General features: G+C 73.5%; 21 protein-coding genes. 13 read left to right on the plus strand and 8 right to left on the minus strand.

Annotated elements, in window-relative coordinates:
• Positions 1-125 precede the first annotated feature (125 nt).
• From BLS99_RS27310 to BLS99_RS26040, 3 genes are all read left to right on the plus strand, one after another.
• Positions 126-1,997 (plus strand): glycoside hydrolase family 15 protein, encoded by a 1,872-nt coding sequence (locus BLS99_RS27310; protein WP_091045217.1) that lies wholly within the window; start codon positions 126-128, stop codon positions 1,995-1,997.
• A gap of 142 nt (positions 1,998-2,139) precedes the next feature.
• Positions 2,140-2,784 carry an HAD family hydrolase gene (locus BLS99_RS05780; protein ID WP_218126303.1) on the plus strand — a complete coding sequence of 215 codons (645 nt, stop codon included), beginning with the start codon at positions 2,140-2,142 and terminating at the stop codon, positions 2,782-2,784.
• A gap of 140 nt (positions 2,785-2,924) precedes the next feature.
• A complete protein-coding gene (locus BLS99_RS26040) occupies positions 2,925-3,089 on the plus strand; it encodes a hypothetical protein (protein WP_176953211.1) in 165 nt (54 codons plus the stop codon).
• Between the two features lie 183 nt (positions 3,090-3,272).
• On the opposite strand, the gene BLS99_RS05790 is transcribed toward BLS99_RS26040, so the two are convergent.
• Both BLS99_RS05790 and BLS99_RS05795 read right to left on the minus strand, forming a co-directional pair.
• Positions 3,273-3,959, minus strand: a complete 687-nt coding sequence (locus tag BLS99_RS05790) for a GntR family transcriptional regulator (RefSeq protein WP_091045218.1) — start codon at positions 3,957-3,959, stop codon at positions 3,273-3,275.
• 65 nt (positions 3,960-4,024) lie between these two features.
• A complete protein-coding gene (locus BLS99_RS05795) occupies positions 4,025-4,738 on the minus strand; it encodes a TioE family transcriptional regulator (RefSeq protein ID WP_091045219.1) in 714 nt (237 codons plus the stop codon).
• Between the two features lie 80 nt (positions 4,739-4,818).
• On the opposite strand from BLS99_RS05795, the gene BLS99_RS05800 reads away from it, so the two are divergent.
• Complete coding sequence (locus BLS99_RS05800; protein WP_091045220.1) at positions 4,819-5,847, plus strand: erythromycin esterase family protein; 1,029 nt, start codon at positions 4,819-4,821, stop codon at positions 5,845-5,847.
• Between the two features lie 45 nt (positions 5,848-5,892).
• Here BLS99_RS05800 and BLS99_RS05805 read toward each other — a convergent pair whose 3' ends face one another.
• Entirely contained in the window at positions 5,893-7,959 is a 2,067-nt protein-coding gene (locus BLS99_RS05805; protein ID WP_091045224.1) for an MDR family MFS transporter, read from the minus strand.
• Positions 7,960-8,063: 104 nt separating this feature from the next.
• On the opposite strand from BLS99_RS05805, the gene BLS99_RS05810 reads away from it, so the two are divergent.
• Complete coding sequence (locus BLS99_RS05810) at positions 8,064-9,641, plus strand: cation:proton antiporter (RefSeq protein WP_176953221.1); 1,578 nt, start codon at positions 8,064-8,066, stop codon at positions 9,639-9,641.
• 139 nt (positions 9,642-9,780) lie between these two features.
• Positions 9,781-10,497: a hypothetical protein gene (locus tag BLS99_RS05815; RefSeq protein ID WP_091045236.1), complete on the plus strand. Its 717-nt coding sequence runs from the start codon at positions 9,781-9,783 to the stop codon at positions 10,495-10,497.
• Between the two features lie 65 nt (positions 10,498-10,562).
• On the opposite strand, the gene BLS99_RS05820 is transcribed toward BLS99_RS05815, so the two are convergent.
• Positions 10,563-11,732 carry a PP2C family protein-serine/threonine phosphatase gene (locus BLS99_RS05820; RefSeq protein ID WP_091045240.1) on the minus strand — a complete coding sequence of 390 codons (1,170 nt, stop codon included), beginning with the start codon at positions 11,730-11,732 and terminating at the stop codon, positions 10,563-10,565.
• Between the two features lie 98 nt (positions 11,733-11,830).
• Positions 11,831-12,334 (minus strand): DUF1269 domain-containing protein, encoded by a 504-nt coding sequence (locus BLS99_RS05825; RefSeq protein WP_091045243.1) that lies wholly within the window; start codon positions 12,332-12,334, stop codon positions 11,831-11,833.
• Between the two features lie 257 nt (positions 12,335-12,591).
• Here BLS99_RS05825 and BLS99_RS05830 point away from each other — a divergent pair, with 257 nt between their 5' ends.
• The 4 genes from BLS99_RS05830 to BLS99_RS05840 all read left to right on the plus strand — a co-directional run bounded on the left by BLS99_RS05830 (position 12,592) and on the right by BLS99_RS05840 (position 16,559).
• Positions 12,592-13,530: a sulfite exporter TauE/SafE family protein gene (locus tag BLS99_RS05830; RefSeq protein ID WP_091045246.1), complete on the plus strand. Its 939-nt coding sequence runs from the start codon at positions 12,592-12,594 to the stop codon at positions 13,528-13,530.
• 207 nt (positions 13,531-13,737) lie between these two features.
• Entirely contained in the window at positions 13,738-15,636 is a 1,899-nt protein-coding gene (locus BLS99_RS05835) for a hypothetical protein (RefSeq protein ID WP_091045249.1), read from the plus strand.
• 93 nt (positions 15,637-15,729) lie between these two features.
• Positions 15,730-15,918 carry a hypothetical protein gene (locus tag BLS99_RS26045; RefSeq protein ID WP_176953222.1) on the plus strand — a complete coding sequence of 63 codons (189 nt, stop codon included), beginning with the start codon at positions 15,730-15,732 and terminating at the stop codon, positions 15,916-15,918.
• Between the two features lie 2 nt (positions 15,919-15,920).
• Positions 15,921-16,559: a class I SAM-dependent methyltransferase gene (locus BLS99_RS05840; RefSeq protein ID WP_176953223.1), complete on the plus strand. Its 639-nt coding sequence runs from the start codon at positions 15,921-15,923 to the stop codon at positions 16,557-16,559.
• 42 nt (positions 16,560-16,601) lie between these two features.
• On the opposite strand, the gene BLS99_RS05845 is transcribed toward BLS99_RS05840, so the two are convergent.
• Together BLS99_RS05845 and BLS99_RS05850 are read right to left on the minus strand one after the other, a co-directional pair.
• On the minus strand, positions 16,602-17,480 hold the full coding sequence (locus tag BLS99_RS05845) for a hypothetical protein (protein WP_091045255.1): 879 nt from the start codon (positions 17,478-17,480) through the stop codon (positions 16,602-16,604).
• Between the two features lie 130 nt (positions 17,481-17,610).
• Positions 17,611-18,117, minus strand: a complete 507-nt coding sequence (locus BLS99_RS05850; protein ID WP_091045258.1) for an O-acetyl-ADP-ribose deacetylase — start codon at positions 18,115-18,117, stop codon at positions 17,611-17,613.
• A 105-nt stretch (positions 18,118-18,222) separates the two neighbouring features.
• On the opposite strand from BLS99_RS05850, the gene pfkB reads away from it, so the two are divergent.
• From pfkB to BLS99_RS05865, 3 genes are all read left to right on the plus strand, one after another.
• Positions 18,223-19,167 (plus strand): 1-phosphofructokinase, encoded by a 945-nt coding sequence (gene pfkB / locus BLS99_RS05855; protein ID WP_091045262.1) that lies wholly within the window; start codon positions 18,223-18,225, stop codon positions 19,165-19,167.
• A 45-nt stretch (positions 19,168-19,212) separates the two neighbouring features.
• The gene (locus BLS99_RS05860) at positions 19,213-20,073 is read left to right on the plus strand and encodes a GNAT family N-acetyltransferase (RefSeq protein ID WP_091047656.1); all 861 of its coding nucleotides are present in this window, start codon (positions 19,213-19,215) and stop codon (positions 20,071-20,073) included.
• Positions 20,074-20,182: 109 nt separating this feature from the next.
• Complete coding sequence (locus tag BLS99_RS05865; RefSeq protein ID WP_091045265.1) at positions 20,183-20,881, plus strand: hypothetical protein; 699 nt, start codon at positions 20,183-20,185, stop codon at positions 20,879-20,881.
• Between the two features lie 16 nt (positions 20,882-20,897).
• Here BLS99_RS05865 and BLS99_RS05870 read toward each other — a convergent pair whose 3' ends face one another.
• On the minus strand, positions 20,898-21,875 hold the full coding sequence (locus tag BLS99_RS05870) for an aldo/keto reductase (protein WP_091047660.1): 978 nt from the start codon (positions 21,873-21,875) through the stop codon (positions 20,898-20,900).
• Positions 21,876-21,902 lie beyond the last annotated feature (27 nt).

Here is a 21,902-nt window from a genome sequence, read left to right on the forward strand (position 1 = left end):
GTCGGACCCCCGTGTCACGGTCGTTGAACCGGGGGCCCGCGAATAAGTCGGGTCGTCCATCGTTTTCGAGTCCCTGCCGCCCCGCTCCCGACCGGTTACGCTGTCGCCCAGAGGAGAGGAGCGACATGGACCCGCACCCGGCGAACGGACGCCCCATCGAGGACTACGCCCTCCTCTCCGACCGCCACACTGCGGCGCTCGTCTCGTCCGACGGCTCCATCGACTGGCTGTGCCGCCCCCGCTTCGACAGCCCCGCCGTCCTCGGCCGCCTCCTCGACCCCGACGCCGGCCACTGGTCCATCCGCCCCACCGCGCCTTTCTGGAGCGAACGCGCCTACGTCGGCGACACCTTCGTCCTCCGCACCACCTTCACCACCGACGCCGGCACCGCCGTCCTCACCGACGCCCTCGCCCTCGGGCCCGCCACCGACCGCGGCCGCATTCGCCTCGGCGCCGGGGCGCCCATCGCCACTCTCCGCGTGATCGAATGCACCGCAGGCGAAGTCGAGATCGACTTCGCGTTCCGGCCCCGCCCCGAGTACGGGCTCGTCAGCCCCATCTTCACGCCCGTGCCCGGCGGCGTCCTCGCCACCGGCGGCCCCGCCCGCTTCGTCCTCACCAGCCCCGTCCCGCTCGACTCCGGCGAGGACGGCGCCACCACCCGCACCACCCTCCACAAGGGCCATTCGCTCCACTTCGCCGTCCAGACCGCCGACCTCGCCCAGGACCCGCCCCCGGCCTGGTCCTCCGAGGCCGTCCAGGCCGCCCTCGACGAGACGATCCTCGCCTGGCAGGACTGGCACGACGCCCACCCGGGCTGGCCCGGTCCGTACGAAGCGCTCATCGACCGTTCCGTCCTCGTCCTCGAAGCCCTCCGCTACCAGCCCACCGGCGCGATCGTCGCCGCCCCGACCACCTCCCTGCCCGAAGCCGTCGGGGCCGGCCGCAACTGGGACTACCGCTACGCCTGGGTGCGCGACGCCAGCTTCACCGTGCAGGCCCTCGCCGCCGCCGGCTGTCACGGCGAGGCCGTCGAGTTCTTCGAGTTCATGACCCGCGCCGCCGCCCACTACCAGCCCGAGAAGCCGCTCCAGATCATGTTCGGCATCGGCGGCGAGCACGACCTCTCCGAACGCGAACTCGGCCACCTCGCGGGCTGGCGCGACTCGCGCCCCGTCCGCGTCGGCAACGCCGCCTGGCTCCAGCCGCAGCTCGACGTCTACGGCGAACTCCTCGACGCCGCCTGGCACCTGCGCGGCCACCTGCAAGGACTCGACGAGCCCGCGCGGCGCTTCCTCGCCGGGATCGCCGACGCCGCCGCCGACCAGTGGGAGCAGGCCGACCAGGGCATCTGGGAGTCCCGCGGCGAGCCGCGCCACTACGTGTACTCCAAGCTCATGTGCTGGGTCGCCCTCGACCGGGCCGTCAAGTTCGCCCACCGCCTGGGCGCCGCTGACCGGGCCGGCGACTGGGCCGCCGCCCGCGACCGGGTGCGCGAGGCCATCGAGACCCGGGGCTGGAACCCCGAGGTCGGCGCGTTCTGCGCGGCCTTCGGCGCCGACGACCTCGACGCCGCCGTCCTCGCCATGCCCGCCTCCGGGTTCCTCCCCGCCGACGACCCGCGCCTGATCTCCACTGTGGATGCGATCGACCGGCGGCTGCGCGACGCGCGGGGCCTGGTGCGCCGCTACGAGACCGGCAGCGACGGCCTCGACGGTGCCGAGGGCTCCTTCGTGATGTGCACGTTCTGGCTCGCCCAGGCGCTCGCGCTCACCGGCCGCCCCGACCGCGCGGCCGAGGCGTTCGACCTGGCCGCCACCTGCGCCAACGACCTCGGGCTCCTCTCCGAGGAGATCGACACCGCCACCGGCGCGATGCTCGGGAACTTCCCGCAGGCGTTCAGCCACATCGGACTCCTCAACGCGGCCATCGCCATCCGCGACGCCCGCCGGTCTTCCCCGGACCCGGAGGCGACCCCGCCACCGCGATCGCCCTGAACGCCTGGGACCTCGGCGACCGGAAGGCGTACCGGCCCGCAACGGCGACGACCATTTCGGCGACGACGGCAACGGCGACGACGCCATCCCCGGCATCCGTCGGCCCTCGACGCCGCGTCCGCACGCGACTACCCTCACTGCCGTGACGCTCTTGATGATCGACCTCGACAACACCCTCATCGACCGCGACGCCGGCTTCCGCACCGGCCTGGTCGCGCTCCTCGCCGAGCACGGCCTCCCCGCCGAGCACGCCGACTGGATCACCGCCGTCGACGACCGCGGCTACACGCCCCGGCCCCAGGTCGCGCAGGCGATCCTCGACCGCCTCGACCTCGGCCTCACCGAGGACGACCTCATCACGGCGCTGCTGCGCTGCTCCCGCGACAACGCCCGCCTCGCCCCCGATACCGCGGACGCGCTCGCACGCGTGCGCGCCGCCGGGCACCGCGTCGTCATCGTCACCAACGGGCCCGTCGCCGGCCAGACCGGGAAGATCCGCAACGCCGGGCTCGACCAGCTCGTCGACGCCGCGATCGTCAGCGAGGCCGTCGGTGCCGACAAGCCCGAACCGGCCGTGTTCCACGCCGCCGCTGCCGCCGTCGACGGGACCCTGGAGGACGCCTGGATGATCGGCGACCGCGACGACACCGACATCCTCGGCGCCCACCGCCTCGGCGTCCCCAGCGTCTGGCTCCACCTCGGCCGCACCTGGGCCCCGGCCGACTACCGGCCCACGCACACCGCCGACACGATCGTCGAGGCCCTCGACCACGCCGCGCACGCCTGAACGCGCCCCGACTGTCGTGAACCCGTCGCTTCGCGATCGCGAAAGCCTCCGAACGGGCCCGCGCGCGCCGTTACGGTGACGAGCGAGCCGCGCCCAGGGCGCCGGCTCAGCAACACGGCACGATTGAGGAGGGCGGCGACATGGCCGCGCACAAGGAACACGCCGGACACGCGCACCGGCACGGCAAGGACTGCGGACACACCGCGGTGCAGCACGGGGACCACACCGACTACATGCACGACGGGCACGTGCACCGGGTCCACGGCGACCACGTCGACGACTGCGAGGGCCGGGGCAAGAACTGACCCGACGCACCGCACGACGGCCGCGAGCGCACCACTCGCGGCCGTTGCCCGTGCAGTGATATGTGACGCGTGATGCGTGACGTGCCAGTGCCCGCCGAGGCGCTGATCGACGCGCGGTCGGCGCCGGAGCGGCGTGTCAGCGCCTGAGAGGACAGTGGCATGTCACATGCCACCCAAGCTGCGTCAGGGCTGAGCCCATTTGCCGCGCACATGGCTCAGGTGCAGCTCCATGACGTTGCGCGTCGCCTTCGGGTCGCGGGTGAGGAGGCATTCGAGGAGTTCCAGGTGCTCCACCGCCGACTCCTCCAGCTCGCCGAGCTCCAGCAGCGCCGTCAGCCCGTACAGGCGCGAGCGCAGCCGCAGGTTCCGAACCGTCTCGACCAGGGTCCCGTTGCCCGACAAGGACAGCAGTGCCAGATGGAACCGCATGTCGGCTTCCACATACGCGAGCAGGTCCTCCTCGGATGCCGCGTCGACGATCGCCTGGGCGAGCGGGCGCAGCGCCTCGATCGCCTCCGGGTCCGCCGTCTCCGCGAGCGCCACCACCGTGGGGATCTCGATGAGTTCCCGCAGCCGCGTGTACTCGTCGAGCCGGTCCTCCGAGACCGTGGTGACCCGGAACCCCTTGTTGGGCACCGGTTCCAGCAGCTCCTCCTTGACCAGATCGAGCATGGCCTCGCGGACGGGCGTGGCGGAGACGCCGAACTGCTCGGCGAGCGCCGGGACCGAGTAGACCCGGCCCGGGGCGAGCTGCCCGGCGATGATGGCGGCGCGCAGGGCCTCGCCGACGCGCTCCCGGTAGCTGGCGCGGCGGCCGTCCAGTTCGGGCAGGGTCATCGGCGTGTCCGGCCGGGCGACTCGGGCGGGCATCGTTGCTCCTCAGTGCTATGTGACATGGCGGTCACCCAGTATGAGGCCCGGCCCCGACGGCCGTCCTATCGCACCGAGCCGATCAGTCGCAGGTAGGCGCTGAGCTGCGCGGCCGCGTCGAGCATGGCCAGGCCCCGGCCCCGCAGGCGCCGGCCCCAGTCGTCGAGGGACGCCGCGAGCGCGTCGGTGCCGCCCGCGGTGCGCACCTGCTGCACGACCGTCGCGATGTGCTCCAGCGGGTACCCGCCGCGCCGCAGCAGGTGGGCGAGTTCGGCGTCGCGCACGTCGGCCGCCGCGAACCGCCGGTAGCCGGTGGCCCGATCGCGCTCGGGCGCGAGGATCCCGGCCTCCTCCCAGTTCCGCAGCGTCGCCGGGGTGACCCGCAGCCGGTACGCGAGTTCGCCGACGGTGAAGGGCGTGAACGGCTTCGCCGCCTCCGCCGCGGGCCCGGCGGTGAGCCGGCCGACCGCGGCCCGCACCGACTCGAGCGTCGCCCGGTCCCGCAGCAGCTGCTCGTGCCCGCGGTCGACCACCATCAGGACCTCGTCGACACTGCCCTCCCCGGCCGCGTGCATGACCTCGCCCGCGACGGCGTGCCCGTACGCGCGCACCAAAGCCAGGAACGCGCGCAGCGCCGCCGCGTGCACCTCCGTGTAGACCCGGTACCCGCTCGCGGTGCGCTCGGCCACCGGCAGGTACCCGTCGCGCTCGTAGTTGCGCACCGCCTGGGCCGACAGGCCGTGCTCCCGCGCCAGGTCGGCGGGCCGAAGTCGCATCATGGTTTGAGACTTTACCTCACCGATCCGAGAGCAGACCTGCTCCAAGTCTCAACGGTTCTTTCAACGATACGTTTCAGACCATGCAACTCGACGATCTCGTGAACGACACCCATGAACTGGTCGGCGCCGGCGAGGCCGACCACCGCGAACCCGCCTTCCAAGAGGCCCGCAACGCCCTCTTCGCCCGCCTCGCCGACCGCGGGTTCCGCTCCTTCGCCCTGGAGACCGACCGGGCCGCCGCCTTCACTGTGGACGACTACGTGCGCGAGGGCACCGGCACCCTGGACGCCGCCATGGACGACGGCTTCTCGCACGGCTTCGGCGCCTTCGACGGCAACCGGCGCCTGGTCGAATGGATGCGCGACTACAACCGGGACCGGGAGCCCGCCGACCGCCTCGCCTTCCACGGCATCGACGGCCCGTTCGAGTTCACCGCCCCCAGCCCCCGCGCCGCCCTCGAACACGTCCGCGACCACCTCGGCCTCGACCTCGACATCGCCTCCCTCGCAGGCGAGGACGAGCGCTGGAGCCGCACCGAGGCCGTCACCGACCCCGCCGCCTCACCCGGGGACACCCCCGAGGCCCGCGAACTCGGCGTGATCGCCGACCGGCTGCTCGCGGCCGTCCGCGACGCACCGCCCGCCGCCCGGTCGCGGGCGGCGCACCACCGCGCGCTGGCCCACGCCCTCACCGCGCGCGGGCTGCTGCGCTACCACCGGCAGGCCGCGCAGCCCCTCGCCGAGGCCGAGCGCTGGAGCCGCCTCTCCGGCCTGCGGGACGCGCTCATGGCCGAGCACCTGCGAGCGATCCGCGACCAGGAGGCCGACCGGGGTCCGACGCTCGTGGCCGGGCACAACATTCACTTGCAGCCCACCGAGAGCCGCTTGGAGATGGCGGGCATGAACCTCACCTGGACCGGCACCGGCGCCCTCATGGCGGCGCTGCTCGGCCCCAAGTACCTGTTCATCGCCGGGAGCCTCGGCCCCGCCGGGCCGGGCGACCACGGCGGCGCCGACGCGGTGCTCGTCGCCGGGGACGAACCCGCACTGGTCCCCGTCTCCGGCGGCACTCGCGACCGCGCCAGCGGGTCCGAGCCCGTCAAGGAGTGAACGCGAAGGGCGGGAACGGCCCGAGCCGTTCCCGCCCAGCGGATCTCAAGCGGACGCGTCCGCCTTCGCCTCGCGGCGGTCCGCCTCGTCGAAGGACTCCTGCTCGGCGATGTCCCGCGCCAGGTGCGCGACCGAGCGGTTGAACACCTCGCGGTCCTGCGGGTCGGCGAGGCTCCAGTCGTCCAGGTGCCGGTCGAGCCAGCGCTTCCAGGCCGTCACGAACAGCTCGAACTCGGCCCGCCCGCGCGGCGTCAGGCGCAACCGCCCGGCGTCGACGGCGAGGTAGCCCTCCCGGACCGCCTGCACGAACACCGGTTGCAGCACCTGCGGTGGCAGCCGGTGCGCCGCCGCGATCTTCACCAAGGTCGCCTCGGCCCCGGCGGCCTGCCGCATGTAGACCTGCCGCAGCGCCCAGGACCCGGCCCGGTCGAGGGCGCTCGCGCCCGCCGCCGACTCGTACACCTCGGTGTAGACGGTGCGCCGCTCGCGCTGCATGAGGTCGGCGACCATCCGCGCGAGGCGCTCCTCGGACGGCGACGGGTCGGGGGCCGCGAAGCCCTCGCCCATGTCGCCCGCGCGGCCGCGGGCCGCGTCGTGCAGCGGCCGCTCCTGGAGGAACCACGCGACGAGGAACCCGAGGATCGCCACGGGGACGGTCCAGAAGAACACGAAGTTGATGGAGTCGGCGTAGGCGTTCACGATGGGCGCGATGACATTCTCGGGCAGCTCGTGCAGCGCCGCGGGGCTCGCCACCGCGGCCGGGTCGACGCCCGCCTCGGCGTACGCGGCCGCCAGCAGCGGCGTCGAGTGGTTCACGAACAGGGTCCCGAAGATCGCGGTGCCGAACGTCGAGCCGACGGTGCGGAAGAACGTCACGCCCGAGGTCGCGGCGCCCATCTGCGCGTACGGGACCGTGTTCTGGACGGCGATGGTGAGCACCTGCATCGCCAGGCCCAGCCCGAGTCCGAACACGAGCATGTACAGCGACTCCAGCCACACGCTCGTCGCCCTGTCCATGGTGGACATCAGGTAGAGGCCGAGGGCCATAACGCCGGTGCCCGCGACCGGGAACAGCTTGTACCTGCCGGTGCGGCTGACCACCGACCCCGACAGGATCGAGGTGGTGAGCATCCCGACGACCATCGGCAGCGTCCGGTACCCCGAGACCGTGGCCGACACGCCGTCGACGTACTGGAGGTAGGTCGGCAGGTACGTCATCGCCCCGAGCATCGCGAACCCGACGATGAAGCTGAGGATCGAGGACACGGTGAACACCGGGTTCCTGAACAGCCACATGGGCAGGATCGGCTCCGGGGCGCGGATCTCGACGAGCACGAACACGACCAGCGCCGCGACGGCCCCGGCGAACATGCCGAGGATCGTCGCCGAGTCCCACGCGTAGTCGTCGCCGCCCCACTCCAGCGCCAGGATGAGCAGCGAGGTGCCGACCGCGACGAAGATGAGCCCCCAGTAGTCGATGATCGGGCGCACCGCCGAGCGCACGCGCGGCACCGTCGCGGCGGCCATCGCGATCATGACCACTGCGATCGGGACGTTCACGTAGAAGCACCACCGCCACGACAGGTGGTCGGTGAACAGGCCGCCGAGCGTCGGCCCGAGCACCGTGGTCACGCCGAACACCGCGCCCATGGCGCCCTGGTACTTGCCGCGCTCGCGCAGCGGGATGACGTCGGCGATGAGCGCCATCGCGGTGACCATGAGGCCGCCGGCGCCCAGCCCCTGCACCGCGCGGGCGACGATGAGGAACACCATGTCGTCGCTGAACCCGGCCAGCGCCGACCCGCCGACGAACACGACCGCGCTGATCTGGAAGATCGACTTGCGCCCGAACATGTCGCCGAACTTGCCGACGACCGCCGACGCGATCGCCTCCGCGAGCAGGTAGGACGTGACGACCCATGCCATGTGCCCGGCCCCGCCGAGGTCGGCGACGATCGTCGGCAGCGCCGTCGACACGATCGTCTGGTCCAGCGCCGCCATGAGCATCCCGAGGAGGATCGTGACGAACACGAGGTTCCGGCGGGACCTGCTCAGGACCGGCGGGGCGGCCTCCGCGCCGGCCGGGCGCTCGGCGGTGTCGACAGTGCTCATAGGCCGAACGATAGCGGCATTCCATCCCATAATCTCCGGTTCGGCCGCTGGCCGCACGGCCTAAGATCGCTCCAGGCACAACCATTGGAGACCGGATGGAACTGGTGGCGATTCTGTTCGCCCTCACCGTGGGCGGGCTCCTGCTGACCGCCGCCGCGGAGTGGATGCGCATCCCCGCGCCGGTCCTCATCTGCCTGTACGGGCTTGCGCTCGGCCTCGTCCCCGGCATGCCCGCGCTCGACCTGAACCCCGAGCACCTCCTCCCGGTGCTCCTGCCGCCGCTGCTGTGGGCCGCCGCCCGCAAGTACTCGTGGCGCCACTTCGCCGCGAACTGGCGGCCGATCATCTTCCTCGCGGTGGTCCTCGTCTTCGTCACCGCCGCCGCGGTCGCCCTGCTGGCGGCCACGATCAGCCCGGTCCTGCCGCTGACGGCCGCCGTCGTCCTCGGCGCGATCTGCGCCCCGCCCGACGCCGCCGCCGTCTCCGCGATCGCAGACCGGCTCGGCCTGCCCCGCCGCCTCGTCACCATCCTCGAAGGCGAGGGCCTGTTCAACGACGTCACCGCCCTGACCCTCTACAACGTCGCCGTCATCGGCGTCGTCACCGGCTCGGTCTCCGCGGCCTGGTCCGCGGGCCTGTTCGCCTACTCCGCGGTCGTCGCTGTCGCGATCGGCATCGGGGTCGGCTGGGTGCTCGTCAAGCTCGGGTCCCTCGTGGACGACAGCCGCGTCACCACCGCCCTGGGCCTGACCGGCCCCTACATCGCGTTCCTCCTCGCCGACGCCGTCAAGGCGTCCGGGGTCCTCGCGGTCATCTGCGCGGCGTTCTACCTCGTCGCCCGCTCCAACGACCCCGACGACTACGAGGGCCGCCTCGTCCAAGGGTCGGTCTGGGAGGTCCTGGAGACCGCCCTGAACGCGCTCACGTTCGCGCTCGTCGGCATGGAGCTGGTCGACATCATCCAGGCCGTCGGCGACGGCGTCGGCGACCTCCTCTGGAAGGCCCTCGCCGTCGCGGGCGCCGTCATCGCCGTCCGCGCCCTCTGGCTCGGCCTCGCGATCCTCCTGGGGCGCACCGGCATCGGCTGGAAGCAGTTGGGGGAGCACCCGCGCCTGGCCGTCGTCACCGCCTGGGCCGGCATGCGCGGCGTCGTCACCATCGTCACCGCGCTCGCCCTCCCCGAGACGATCGCGGACGGCTCGCCGTTCCCCGGCCGCGAGCAGATCCAGTTCCTGTCCGTGGTCGTCGTCATCGCCACGCTCCTCGCCCAGGGCCTGACCCTGCCCGGCCTCATCGCCCTCCTCGGCGTCAAGGCCGACACCGACAAGGAGACCGAGGCCCTGCGCGCCATCATGATCGAGTCCGGGAAGGCCGCCACCCGCCGCCTGCGCGAACTCCGGCAGCAGGGCGAGATCGACGACGAGGTCGCCGCCCGCATGGAGCAGTGGTACGACCGCCGCGCCGGCCAGGTCGCCTCCCTCGTCGAGGACCGCGAGGACCCCGAGACCGAGCGGATGGTCGAGAAGTTCGACGCCATGCAGCGCATCGAGAGCGAGATGCTCTCGGCCTCCACCGCCCAGCTCCTCCAGATGCGGTCCTCGCCCGGCAACGACCCGGCCCTCATCGACCAGGTCCTCGCCGCGCTCGACCACCGCGCGGTCGGCCGCCGCCGCCCCGCCTGAACCCGGGTGCCATGTGACATGTCACGTACTACCCGACCTGCGGGCCCCCGGGTTCCACCCTGCCGCGGGGGTACGACAATGCGGACTCGCCGGTATGTCGTGCCCGGGTGCGGGCCTCGCGCGCAATTAAGGTGGCGCTGTGGAGAGACGAGACGCGAGGGCGGGCCGCCGGGCGGCTGCCGGACTGGTCGGGGCCGCGGCCCTGGCGCTGGCCCTGACCGGGTGCGGCGCCGGCCAGCACGCCGAGACCAGCAGGACGCAGCCGGCCATTTCCGGAGTCGACGCGGACGCGGGGGACCTCGTCCTGCGCGACCTCCAGATCGACTTCGGCGCCAACGGCTCCTATCCCGAGGGCGGCCAGGCCCCCCTGCGGGTCTGGATCGGCAACAAGGGCGAGACCGCCGTGGTCCTGGAGTCGGTGACGAGCCCCGACGCGGCGGCCGTCGTCCTCGCCGCCGAGATCGTCATGGAAGAGGCCCCCGAGAGCCCCGCCGGCGCCGAGACCCCGAGTGGCGACGCCGCCGAGACCCCCACGGGCGAGGCCACTGCCTCGCCCGGCGACGACGCCTCCGAGACCCCCGCGGGCGAGGACGAGGAGGCCGTCGCCGAGATCGTCGGCGAACCCGACTTCACCGTCGAGATCCCCGCGGGCGACTTCGTGCGCCTGACCCCCACGACCGGCTCGTTCCTGCTCCTCGACGGCCTCGAACGCGACGTCGACATGGGGTCGGGCGTCGAACTCGTCTTCGAGTTCTCCAACGGCGAGACCGTCGAAGTCCTCGTCCCCGTGGGCGACCCGGGCACCTCCGGCGAGCGCTCCTACTTCGGCGACCCGCACGAGCCCGCCGCCGAATAGCGGCCCGGCCACCACCGCACCGACTTCGACGGCGGCCCCGCACTCGCGGGGCCGCCGCCGGCGTCTCACCGGGACGGCGCCGGCGGCACCTGGATGATGAGGATGGTCAGGTCGTCCTCGCGCAGGTACCCGCCGCCCTCGAAGTCCGCCTTGAGCTTGCGGTGCAGCCGCCCCGGGTCCCGCACCCCCGACGCGATGTGCGCGTTGACCATCGCGATGAGCGGGAACGACTGCCCGTCCGCGGTCCGGCCCTCCACCAGCCCGTCGGTGAACGCCACCACCACGTCGCCGGGCATGATCGCGGCCTCCCGCACCACCGGCTGCTGGAGCCCGAAGTCGGTGAGGCCCAGCGGCGGACTCGGCCGGGCCGCGATCGGCTCGGCCGAACCGCGCACCAGGAGCGGCGCCGGGTGCCCGCACAGCACCACCCGGATCGTGTCGTGCCGGGGCGTGATCTCGATGAGCGCGGCGGTCGCGAACGACTGCTCCCACTCGCCCTTGCCCCGGTTGTGCAGCCGCACCCGCCGCTCCAGCCGCGCCGCGAGCGTCGGCAGGTCCGGGTCGTCCAGCGCCCGCTCCCGGAACGTCCCCAGCAGCGCCTCGGTCAGGTGCACCGTGCCCAGCCCGTGCCCCTGCACGTCGCCGACCACCGCCCTGATCCCCGCGTCCGTCTCCTGCACGTCGTAGAAGTCCCCGCCGACCAGGCCCGGACTGCCGTCGTGCGTCCGGTACGCCACCGCCACCGTCAGGCCGCCGATGCTCCCCGGCAGCTCGGGCAGGATCGCCCGCTGCACCGTCTCGGCGACCGCCGTCATCTTCACCAGGCGCACGATCGTCCGCGTCCGCACCCACGCCAGGATCGTGCACAGCACGCCCACGGCGATCACCGGCGGCAGGTCCGACCAGGTCGACTGCGGATAGGGGAGCAGCCCCAGCGCCTCGTCCCCGGCGCTGATGACCGCGACCACGCACATCGTCGCCGCCACGGTCGCGAGCGGCCCGTTCAGCATCGCCGTGAACGCGGGCAGGAACACCAGCGCGAACTCCGCGAACTTGTCCATCTCCGGCACGAAGTACACCAGCGGGAGCGTCGCGACGACCAGGATCAGCGGCAGCAGCCGCAGCAGCAGCGCCGAGGCGGGATGGCCCGACGCGATCCGGTCCCACGGGGTCTCGGGCGCGACGTAGGACCGGATGTAGTCCTGTATCTGCGTGGTCTTCGCTCCCCGTGGCATGCCGAGAGCGTAGCCAGATCACGGATCGGGGGAGTTCTCAACAGGGAAAACGGACGGCGGCGGCGCTGGGAGCCGCCGCCGCCGTCCGCACCGTGCTCTCAGGAGGCGTTCGCCTGGACTGCGTCGATGGCCTCGCGCAGCCGCTGCTCGTCCTCCGAAGAGAGGTTCGTCTGGAGCAGGCGCCCCTGGTACTGGCCGCCGAGCTCCTCGACGACCTTGTCCTCGGTCGCGGAGACGACCAGCAGGACCAGTGCCGCCGTGCCCGGAGCGAGCTCGGTGCCGAGGTCCTTCATGAACGAGTCGTCCACGCCGATGTCGGTGAGCGCGCCGCCCGCGGCCCCCGCGGCCGCGCCGACGGCCATGCCGAGCAGCGGTGCGAAGAACAGCAGGCCGATGAGACCGCCCCACAGGGCCCCGCCCGCGGCGCTGACGCCGACCAGGGACGTGGATTGGTGGAGCTTGACCTTGCCGTCGTCGCGGCGCTCGACCACCACGGCGTCGGCGAGCTTGATGAGCTCGCGTTTCTGCATGTCCGCGAGCTTGCCGAGGACCGTCTGGGCGGTGGGGACGTCCGGGTAGGCCACGGCGATGAGTTGGCTCATGGGCGCCTTCCTTCCTGAGGTGCCGCCGGCGGCGGCTTCTGGGCCCGATTCTGGCCCCCGCGCGGTGCCGTGTCCGGCGTTCGCAAGGAAATCCCGGATCAGGTGACACCCGGCGCCCCGCGTCCCACACCCGTCACGCGACCGGCCGCCGCTTCCCGCGGACCGGGACCTGCGGTTGACGTTCACCCCCATCCAATCTATATTTCCCATAGATTTGGTAGAGATATTCGCCCGGTCACGTCTCGGAAGGCAGCCCCGTGAAAACCCTCGTCCTCCTCGGCATCGTCGGCCTGGTCGCCCAGCTCGTCGACGGCAGCCTCGGCATGGCCTACGGCGTCACGTCGACCACCCTGCTCCTGGCGATCGGCACCAACCCCGCCGCGGCCTCCGCCACCGTCCACCTCGCCGAGATCGGCACCACCCTCGCCTCCGGCGCCTCCCACTGGCGCTTCGGGAACGTCGACTGGAAGGTCGTCCTCAAGATCGGCATCCCCGGCGCCGTCGGCGCCTTCGCCGGCGCCACCTTCCTGTCCTGGCTCTCCACCGAGATCGCCGCCCCGGTCATGTCCACGATCCTCCTCGGCCTCGGCCTCTACCTGCTCATCCGCTTCACCCTCCGCGGCCTCGACAGCCGCAACCTCGGCAAGCCCCTGCGCAAGCGGTTCCTCACCCCGCTCGGCCTCGTCGGCGGCTTCCTCGACGCCACCGGCGGCGGCGGCTGGGGCCCGGTCGGCACGCCCGCCCTCCTCGCCAGCGGGCGCATCGAGCCCCGCAAGGTCATCGGCTCGATCGACACCTCCGAGTTCCTGGTCGCGCTGGCGGCCTCGCTCGGCTTCCTGTTCGCGCTCGGCAGCCAGGGCATCGACTTCGCGTGGGTCGGCGTGCTGCTCGTCGGCGGCCTCATCGCGGCGCCGATCGCGGCCTGGCTGGTGCGGCACATCCCGCCGCGGGTCCTCGGGTCGGCCGTCGGCGGCGTCATCATCCTGACGAACGTGCGGACGCTGCTGCGCTCGGACTGGATCGGCGCCTCGAACACCGTCCAGATCATCGCCTACATCGCCATCGCGGTCGTGTGGATCGCGGCCGTGGCCTACTCGGTGCGCCGCCACCTCGCCGAGCGCGACGTGGGCGGCCCGGTCCTCGACAAGGCGAACCAGCCCGCCGAGAAGGACGAGCCGGCCGCCGAGTCCGCCTGAGCCGCCGCACCGGCCACTTCGAGCCGTCAAGACACTGTCGAGCCGCGTCGGGCCCGCCTCCTGGAGGAGGCGGGCCCGACGCGTTCCCGGCACACCCCTGCTTCCGGCCCCCTTGTCCGTCCCTATTGGATTTGAGGGACGACGCGGCGCCCCGCCTCCCGTAGCATGTTCCCTCAACGTGGCCGCTGTAGGACCCCTGGAGGCACTGTGACGCTGTTCTACCAGGCAGTACTGCGCGACGGCGGGCAGCGGCTCGGCCCGCGCCTGCGGCGGTGCTTCGCCGCGTGGGCGGGCGTCGAGGACGACGGCGCGCCGCTCGTGGAGCGCACCAAGGGCCGCACCCGCGTCACCCTCGCCGACACCGCGGCCTGCGGCCGCTACACCCTCGACGAGCCGACCGGCCGGGGCCGACTGCGCACCACCGCGACCTGGGCCGAGGGCCGCAAGCCCGACCGGAACTGGGTGCTGGTCACCGTCGAGGGCGACCTGACCGAGACCGCCGGGGCCGTCCGCGCCCCCGGGTTCGTGGCCGCCTACCTCGCGACCGGCCGCGCCACCGACGGCGCCGTCCCGGTCGAGGCCGGCGCTCACGTCGTCGGCCCCGAGGAGGTCCGGGACCTCACCGCGCGGCTCGCGCACCGCTCCCGGGCCGTCCCGGTCATCGTTCTCACCGTCGACCGCGCCGACCCGAACACCGCGGCCGCCTGCGCCGACCACCTCGCCGAGGCCCTCGCGGGCGTCGCCTCCGTGGTCCGCCTGTACGACACCAGGACCCAGGACGACCTGAACACCTGGCTCGGCGCCGACCTGAGCGTCTTCGGCGGGGGCCTGCGCACCTACCTGCCGGGCGTACGGCCCGGCGAGGAGTCCTACGCGATGCGCCACCAGCCGCGCGGCGGCAACGCCATCCGCGAGCACGGGACCCGCGCGCTCGACGTGGTCGTCACCGGGGTCGTGGAGCTGTCCGTGCACCGGCAGGTGCCCGCCGACATCCGCCAGACCGAGCAGCGGGTCGGCCGCGTCCTCGCCGGCGCCCTCGACCCGGCCGCGCTCCACGCCGCCCCGCCGAGCCCGGCCGCCATCGCCGTGCCGCGCCCGCCCAAGCCCCCCAAGCCGACCGCACCCCCCAAGGCCGAACCGCCCGCGGCCCCGGCCGCCCCCGAACCTCCCGCCGCGACCGCACCCGCCGTCCCCGAGCCGGCCGCGGCGGTCCTCGCCGCGCCCGCGGACGACGGCACCGGCGCGCTCGCGGCCGGGATCGCCGAACGGCTCGCCGACCACCTCGACGACGCCGTCCTGGGCGCGCTGGTCGACATGGCGCGCGGCGGCGACTCCGAGACCACCGCGCTCATCAGGACCATGTCCGCGCACCTCGAAGCGCTCACGCGCGCCGTCGAGACCACCGGGCTGCTGGGCCGACGCTCGCGCGGCGACGAGCACGACCGGCTCCGCCGCGAGTACGACCGGCTCGAACTCGACTTCGTGGAGCTCCAGGAGCAGGAGCGCAAGGCCCAGGACCGGATCCGCTGGCTGGAGGGGCGCCTGGCCGAGCACGCCGACCCCGTCTACGGGATCCAGGACGACGGCCCCGAGGGGCCCTTCGTCGCCGAGAGCCTCATGGACGTCGTCCAGCGCGCCCGCAAGCAGCTGCGCCGCGTGGAGCTGCCCGACGGGCTCGACACCGAGGTCTCGCGCCTCGACGTCACCTACCCGCGCCAGCGCCGCCGCTGGGCCTGGAAGGCGTGGGACGCCCTCCGCGCCCTCGACGCCTACGCCGCGGCCCGCGCGGAGGACCGCTTCACCGGCGGGTTCTACGACTGGTGCTCGCGCCCGCTCGCGGGCGAACCGCACCTCACCCCGACCATGGTGTCCATGAAGGAGTCCGACTCGGTGTCGGGGAACCCGAAGTTCTACCGCGCCCGCGTCTTCCGCGTCGCCGCCGAGGTCGACCCGTCGGGGCGCGTCTACATGCCCGCGCACATCAAGCTCCAGCCCATCGGCTCGCCCGCGCCGCGCATGCACTTCCTCGACGACGCCGGCGGCGCCACCGGGAGGGTGTGGATCGGCTACCTCGGCGACCACCTCCCCAACACCCGCACCAACTAGGCTCTGAAGGGGACGGACCGGCACACCCCGGACCGGCGACCCCGCCGGGCGCCGCGCTCCCGTAGGCTCGGTGTGAACCCGGGAGGAGCGCCGATGGACTTCATGAGCCGCAACGCGAGGTGGATCGCCCTCACAGCGGTCCTGGTGATCATGGCACCGTTCCTCGCATGGGGCCTCAACGCCCTGTTCGCGGTCGACACCTTCCTCGTGGCCGTGATCCTGCTGCTGGCCATCGTGGTGGCCGTCGTCCTCCTGGCCCGGTCGCAGAACGACGAGGAGTGATCATGGCACGAAGGAGCCACCGCCTCTTCGCCCGCTGGTACCCCAAGGCCGCCGCGTCCCTCGAGGACCGCGGCCTCGGCGAGCAGCGGGCGCGGCTCCTGGCAGGACTCAGCGGACGGGTGCTCGAGGTCGGCAGCGGCCACGGCGCCAACTTCACGCACTACCCCGGCGCCGTCACCGAACTGGTCGCCGTCGAACCCGAGGAGGCCATGCGGGAGCTCGGCCGCGAACGCGCCGAGGAGCTGGGCCTCAAGGCCGTCGTCCTCGACGGGCAGGCCGAGCAGCTCGCCTTCGAGAACGACTCCTTCGACGCGGTCGTGTGCACCCTGGTGCTCTGCTCGGTCGAGGACCAGGCGCGCGCCCTCGCCGAGGTGCACCGCGTCCTCAAGCCCGGCGGGCGACTCGTCCTCCTGGAGCACGTGGGCTCGGCGAACCGCAACATCCGCGCGTTCGAATACCTCTTCGACGTCGTGCTGTGGTCGCACGTGTTCGGCGGCTGCCACACCTCGCGCGACACCGGCGCCGCCCTCACCGCCGCCGGGTTCGACACCGCCGGCCTCGCCCCCGAGCGGCTCCCGTTCCTGCCCTACCCCCTCAAGGTCAGCCCCCACCTGGCCGGCGAGGCCCGCAAGCCCGCCTGACCCGAACGCGTCTGCGGCCCCGCCTCCCGAGGCGGGGCCGCCTCACTTCCCGATGCGCCCGTACGCCTTGAGCGTCTTGAGCCGCGCGAGCGTCAGGTACCCGCCCCATTCGTGGGCGACCACGGGCGTCCACATCTCGAAGTTCGGGGCCCACCCGCCGTCCTCGCCCTGGTCGGCGATCACGCGGTCGAGGTGCAGGTCGATCTCGTCGTCGCTGAACAGGCGTCGCGCCAGCGTGTCCGGCGCGGGCGCGAGGTCGACGGGGGAGTGGACGTGCCCGGGCGCGTCCGGGTCGATCGCGGCCGCGCCGCGCAGCGAGGCCCGCAGCCGCTGGAACTCGGCCTCGGCGCGCTCGCGGTCCGGGACGCGTTCGAGGAAGTTGAGGATGCACATCGCGTCGTACGCCCCGACCTCGCTGATCTCGGCGATCGCCTTCCAGCAGAACGCGGTCGCCGGCTCCAGCCACGGGTGGTCGACGCCGTACGCGTGGAGCAGCCCGGCGAGGGGCCCGGTCGGGTTGAGCGCACCCGGGGGCCGCTCGCCCTGCGGCTGCCACCACGGGCCGCGCTCGTCGTCGAGGACGCTGGGCAGGACCCACGGCACGCCCCCGTCCTCGGCGGTGTGGGCGGCGAGCCAGTCGCACGCGCGCAGCAGCATCGGCTCCTCCGCGCCCGCGATGCCCTCGACCATCCACAGTGCGATCTCGGCGCCCTGCGGCTGGCTGCCCGAGCCGCGCAGGTCCGGTTCGAGCGCGTGCCCGAAACCGCCGTCGAGGTTCTGGTAGGCGGCGACGGCGTTGCGCACCAGTTCGCCCGGGGCGTCCAGGAACGCGTGCGCGAACCGGAGTCGGTCGACGAGCCTGGCGTGGAGTTCGAGATAGCGTTCCGCGGCGGCGAACGCGTCTTCGGTGAGCGTCTTCATGCGGGTGACCCCTTCGTCGGTTGCGGGCGTCCGACCGTACCGGCAGGGTCCGACAACGCCGCCTGACAGGAACGCCGCCTGACAGGAACGCCGCCCGACAAGAACGCCCCCCGGCAGGAACGCCCGCGCCTCAGCCCCTCGCCCGATCGAAGGCCGCGTAGACCTCGTCGGTGAAGAGCACGAAGCGGACGTCGTCCACTTCGGTTGCGGTCGCGCGCACCGTGTCCAACGCGATCCGCGCGGCCGAGTCGGCAGGCCAGCCGTATACCCCCGCCGAGACCGCCGGAAACGCCACCGACCGGGCCCCGAGCCCGTCGGCGACCCGCAGCGACTCCCGGTAGCACGACGCCAGCAGCGCACTGCGCTCCTCCTCCGCCGAGTACACCGGGCCGACGGTGTGGATCACCCAGCGCGCGTCCAGCCGCCCCGCCGTCGTCGCGACCGCCTGCCCGGTCGGCAGGCCCCTCCCGTACCGGGAGGCGCGCAGGTCACGGCACGCGTCGAGGATCGCGGGCCCGCCCGCGCGGTGGATCGCCCCGTCCACCCCGCCGCCGCCCAGGAGCGAGGAGTTCGCGGCGTTGACGATCGCGTCCACCGACTGCCGGGTGATGTCGCCTTCGAGGATGGTGATGCCCATGCCCGCATTCAAGCACGCGCCCCGGACGCCGTCGCGGCCGAAACGCGCCCGCCCGCCCGCACGGTGGGTACCGTTCGAAGAGCGCCGACCGGAAAGAGGAGCCGCATGATCGTCACGGTCACCGCCAACCCCAGCCTCGACCGCACCATCGCCGTCGACCGGCTCCGGCGCGGCCGGATCCACCGCGCCGCCTCCGACCACGTCGACCCGGGAGGCAAGGGCGTCAACGTGTCCCGCGCCCTCGTCGCCAACGGCCACCCCACCCGCGCGGTCCTCACCACCGGCGGCCACGCCGGAGCCGAACTGCTCGACCTCCTCGCCGAAGCCGGCGTCCCGGTCGAGGAGGTGCCCGTCTCCCAGGGCATCCGCTCGAACCTCACCATCGCCGAAGCCGACGGCACGGTCACCAAACTCAACGAGTCCGGGCCCGCCCTGCGCCCCACCGAGATCGACGAACTCCTCGTCGCCGCCATCGCCCCCACCCTCGACCGGGCCGCGTCCTGGATCGCCGGCTGCGGCAGCCTGCCCCCCGGGGTCGGCGCCGACTTCTACGCCGACCTCGTCGCCCGCGCCCGCGACGCCGGCGTCCTCGCCGCCGTCGACACCTCCGGGCCCGCCCTCGCCGCCAGCCTCCGCGCCCGCCCCGACCTCGTCGCCCCCAACCGCGACGAACTCGCCGAAGCCGCCGGGACCACCGTCGCCACCCTCGGCGACGCCGTCACCGCCGCCGAAGCGCTCCGCACCGCCGGCGCCCACGCGGTCCTCGCCAGCCTCGGCCCCGACGGCGCGATCCTCGTCGACGCCCGCGGCGTCCACCACGCCGAGGCCCCGCTCACCGGACCGGTCGCGAGCCCCGTCGGCGCCGGAGACGCCGCCCTCGCCGGATTCCTCGCCGCCGGCGGCAGCGGACCCGACGCCCTCGCCGCCGCCGTGGCCTGGGGGACCGCCACCGTCGCCCTCCCCGGATCGACCATGCCCGGACCCGCCGACCTCCGCCTCGACACCGTCCGCCTCACCGCCGACCCCGACCGCGGCCGCCTCCTCCGCTGAGGAAACCAGTTGCGTCCCCCGCCGCGGTGCGGTGAGATCGCCACCATGACGACATCACTGGAACGACCGCGGCCCCACGAGACCCCCGCGGCCCTCACTGCCCTGCGCGACTGGCAGCACGACGGCGCCGTGATGCAGCTCCACCCCGGCGACCTCGGCTGGTACCACCGCTTCGGCGCCGACACCGCCGCCGACGCGACCCGCACCTGGAGCCGCGACGGCCGCATCCTCGCCGTCGGCCTCCTCGACGGCCCCGACCTCCTGCGCCTCACCACCGCACCCGACGCCCGCGACGACCGCGCCCTCGCCGAACGCATCGCCGACGACCTCGCCGACCCCGACCGCGGCGTCCTCCCCGCCGGCCGCGTCAACGTCGAAGCACCCGCCGACGCCGCCCTCCAAGACGTCCTCGCCGAACGCGGCTGGCCCACCGACGACCCCTGGACGCCCCTGCGCCGCGACCTCACCGACCCCGTCGAAGACCCGGGCGTCCACATCGAGACCGTCGGCCCCGACCGGGTGCAGGACCGAGTCGACATCCACGTCGCCTCCTTCGACCAGACCACCTTCACCGTCGAACGCTGGCACGCCATGGCCGCCGGCGCCGCCTACGCCGACGCGCGCTGCCTGGTCGCCTACGACGGCGGCGTCCCCGTCGCCGGAGTGACCGTGTGGTCGGCCGGACCCGGCCGGCCCGGCCTCCTCGAACCGATGGGCGCCCACCGCGACCACCGCGGCCGCGGCTTCGGCCGCGCGATCACCATCGCCGCCGCCGCGGCCCTGCGCGACCTCGGCGCCTCCAGCGCCGTGGTCGCCACCCCCTCCGACAACCCCGGCGCCGTCGCCACCTACGCGTCCGGAGGCTTCACCGCCGGACCCGAGATCCGCGACCGGTACCGCCCCTAGCGATCGCCCGCGGACCGGCCGGGGCGACCCGGCCGGTCCGCAGGCGTCCTCGCCACCCGCGGCAGCGCACGCGGCGACCGGCGTCGGCAGGGCGATCTAGGCTGCCGGTATGCCGAACTCCTCGTACCTGTGCGCCACCGACCTCCGCACCGTCTACCCCTCGACCACCGACAAGGGCTTCAACGCGGCCACCGACGTGGTCGCCTACGACGTCCGGTGCGTACCGCTGCTGTGGCTCGCCATGTTCCGGACCGCCGACCTCGTCACCCAGACCGTCGTCATCGAACCGGATCCCGACGCCGTCTACTACGAGCTCGGGCCGAACGGCGACTTCGTCGAGATACCCACTCCCGCAGCCGAGACCGTCGACCAGGTTGTGGAGGCCGTCGCCCCGCTCACCGCCAAGGAGCGCGCCCTCGCGCAGCTCGACGCCGCCGTCCCCGTCCTCAACCGGCTCTTCCCCGAAGGCCCCTTGGACGAGCACGCCGCGATGCTGCGCCGCGCCGTCGCCGAAGCGCCCGGCGCGCACCTCACGATCGAACTCGACGAGATCGAGGCGATGTGGGAGCCGGACACGTTCCAGCCCGCGCTGCGCGCCGCGCTGGCGGGCCTCGACGAGCCGGGCGAACCGAAGGCCGACCGGGCGCGCCTGGTCGAGCTCGCGCAGCTGCGCGAGGGCCGGCCGTTCCCGTCCGCGCTGGCGCTGCTCGGCGACCAGAACGGAATCGAGGACGACGACTACTGGAACCTCGTGCGCCTGCTGGGGGCGGGCTTCAGCGCCGCGGTCCCCTGGGAGCCCGCGGCCTGACCGCCGTCAGCGGGGGCTACCAGCGGTCGTGGACCTGGGGCCGGATGAGGTCGTCGTAGACCTTGCGGACCTCGTCGTGCAGGTCCTCGGGCAGTGGCGCGAAGGCGGCCGCGGCGGCGTTCGCCTCGGCCTGGGCGGCGTTGCGGGCACCGGGGATGACGACGCTGAGGCCGGGCTGGTCGAGGATCCAGCGGAGCGCGAACTGCGCCATGGTCATCCCCTCGGGGACGAGCGGCCGGATCCGCTCGACCGCGGCGAGGCCGGTTGCGAAGTCGACCCCCGCGAAGGTCTCGCCGACGTCGAACGCCTCGCCGCGGCGGTTGTAGTTGCGGTGGTCGTCGGCGGCGAACTCGGTCGCCGCGGTGTACTTGCCCGACAGGAGCCCCGAGGCGAGCGGGACGCGCGCGATGATGCCCACGCCGGCCTCGGCGGCGGCCGGGAGGACGCGCTCGAGGGGCTTCTGGCGGAACGGGTTCAGGATGATCTGCACGGTCGCGACGCCGGGACGCGCGATCGCGGCCAGCGCCTCCTCGCAGGTCTCGACGGACACGCCGTAGTGGGCGATGCGGCCGTCGGCGACCATGGCGTCGAGGACGGCGAACACCGCGTCGTCGCCGTACACGCTCGTCGGCGGGCAGTGGAGCTGCACCAGGTCGAGGGGGGTCATGTCGAGGCGCGAGCGCGAGTCGTCGTTCCAGGACAGGAAGTTCGCCTCGCCGTAGTTCGCGTGGACCTGCTCGGCGCGCCGGCCCATCTTGGTGGCCACGAAGACCCCCGGGTGCGCCTTGCGGAACGCGCCGACGATGCGCTCGGAGCGGCCGTCGCCGTAGACGTCGGCGGTGTCGTAGAACGTCACGCCCGCCGCGGCCGCGGCCTCCAGGGCCGCCGCGGCGTCGTCCTCGCTGACCTCGCTCCAGTCCGCGCCGATCTGCCAGGCGCCGAACCCCACGACGCCGACGCTCGCGCCGGTCCTGCCGAGCACTCGCTCTTCCATGCCGTCCACCCCTCGAATCCGCGGCCG

The sequence above is a fragment of the Glycomyces sambucus genome, from assembly GCF_900102815.1.
Classification (GTDB): domain Bacteria; phylum Actinomycetota; class Actinomycetes; order Mycobacteriales; family Micromonosporaceae; genus Glycomyces; species Glycomyces sambucus.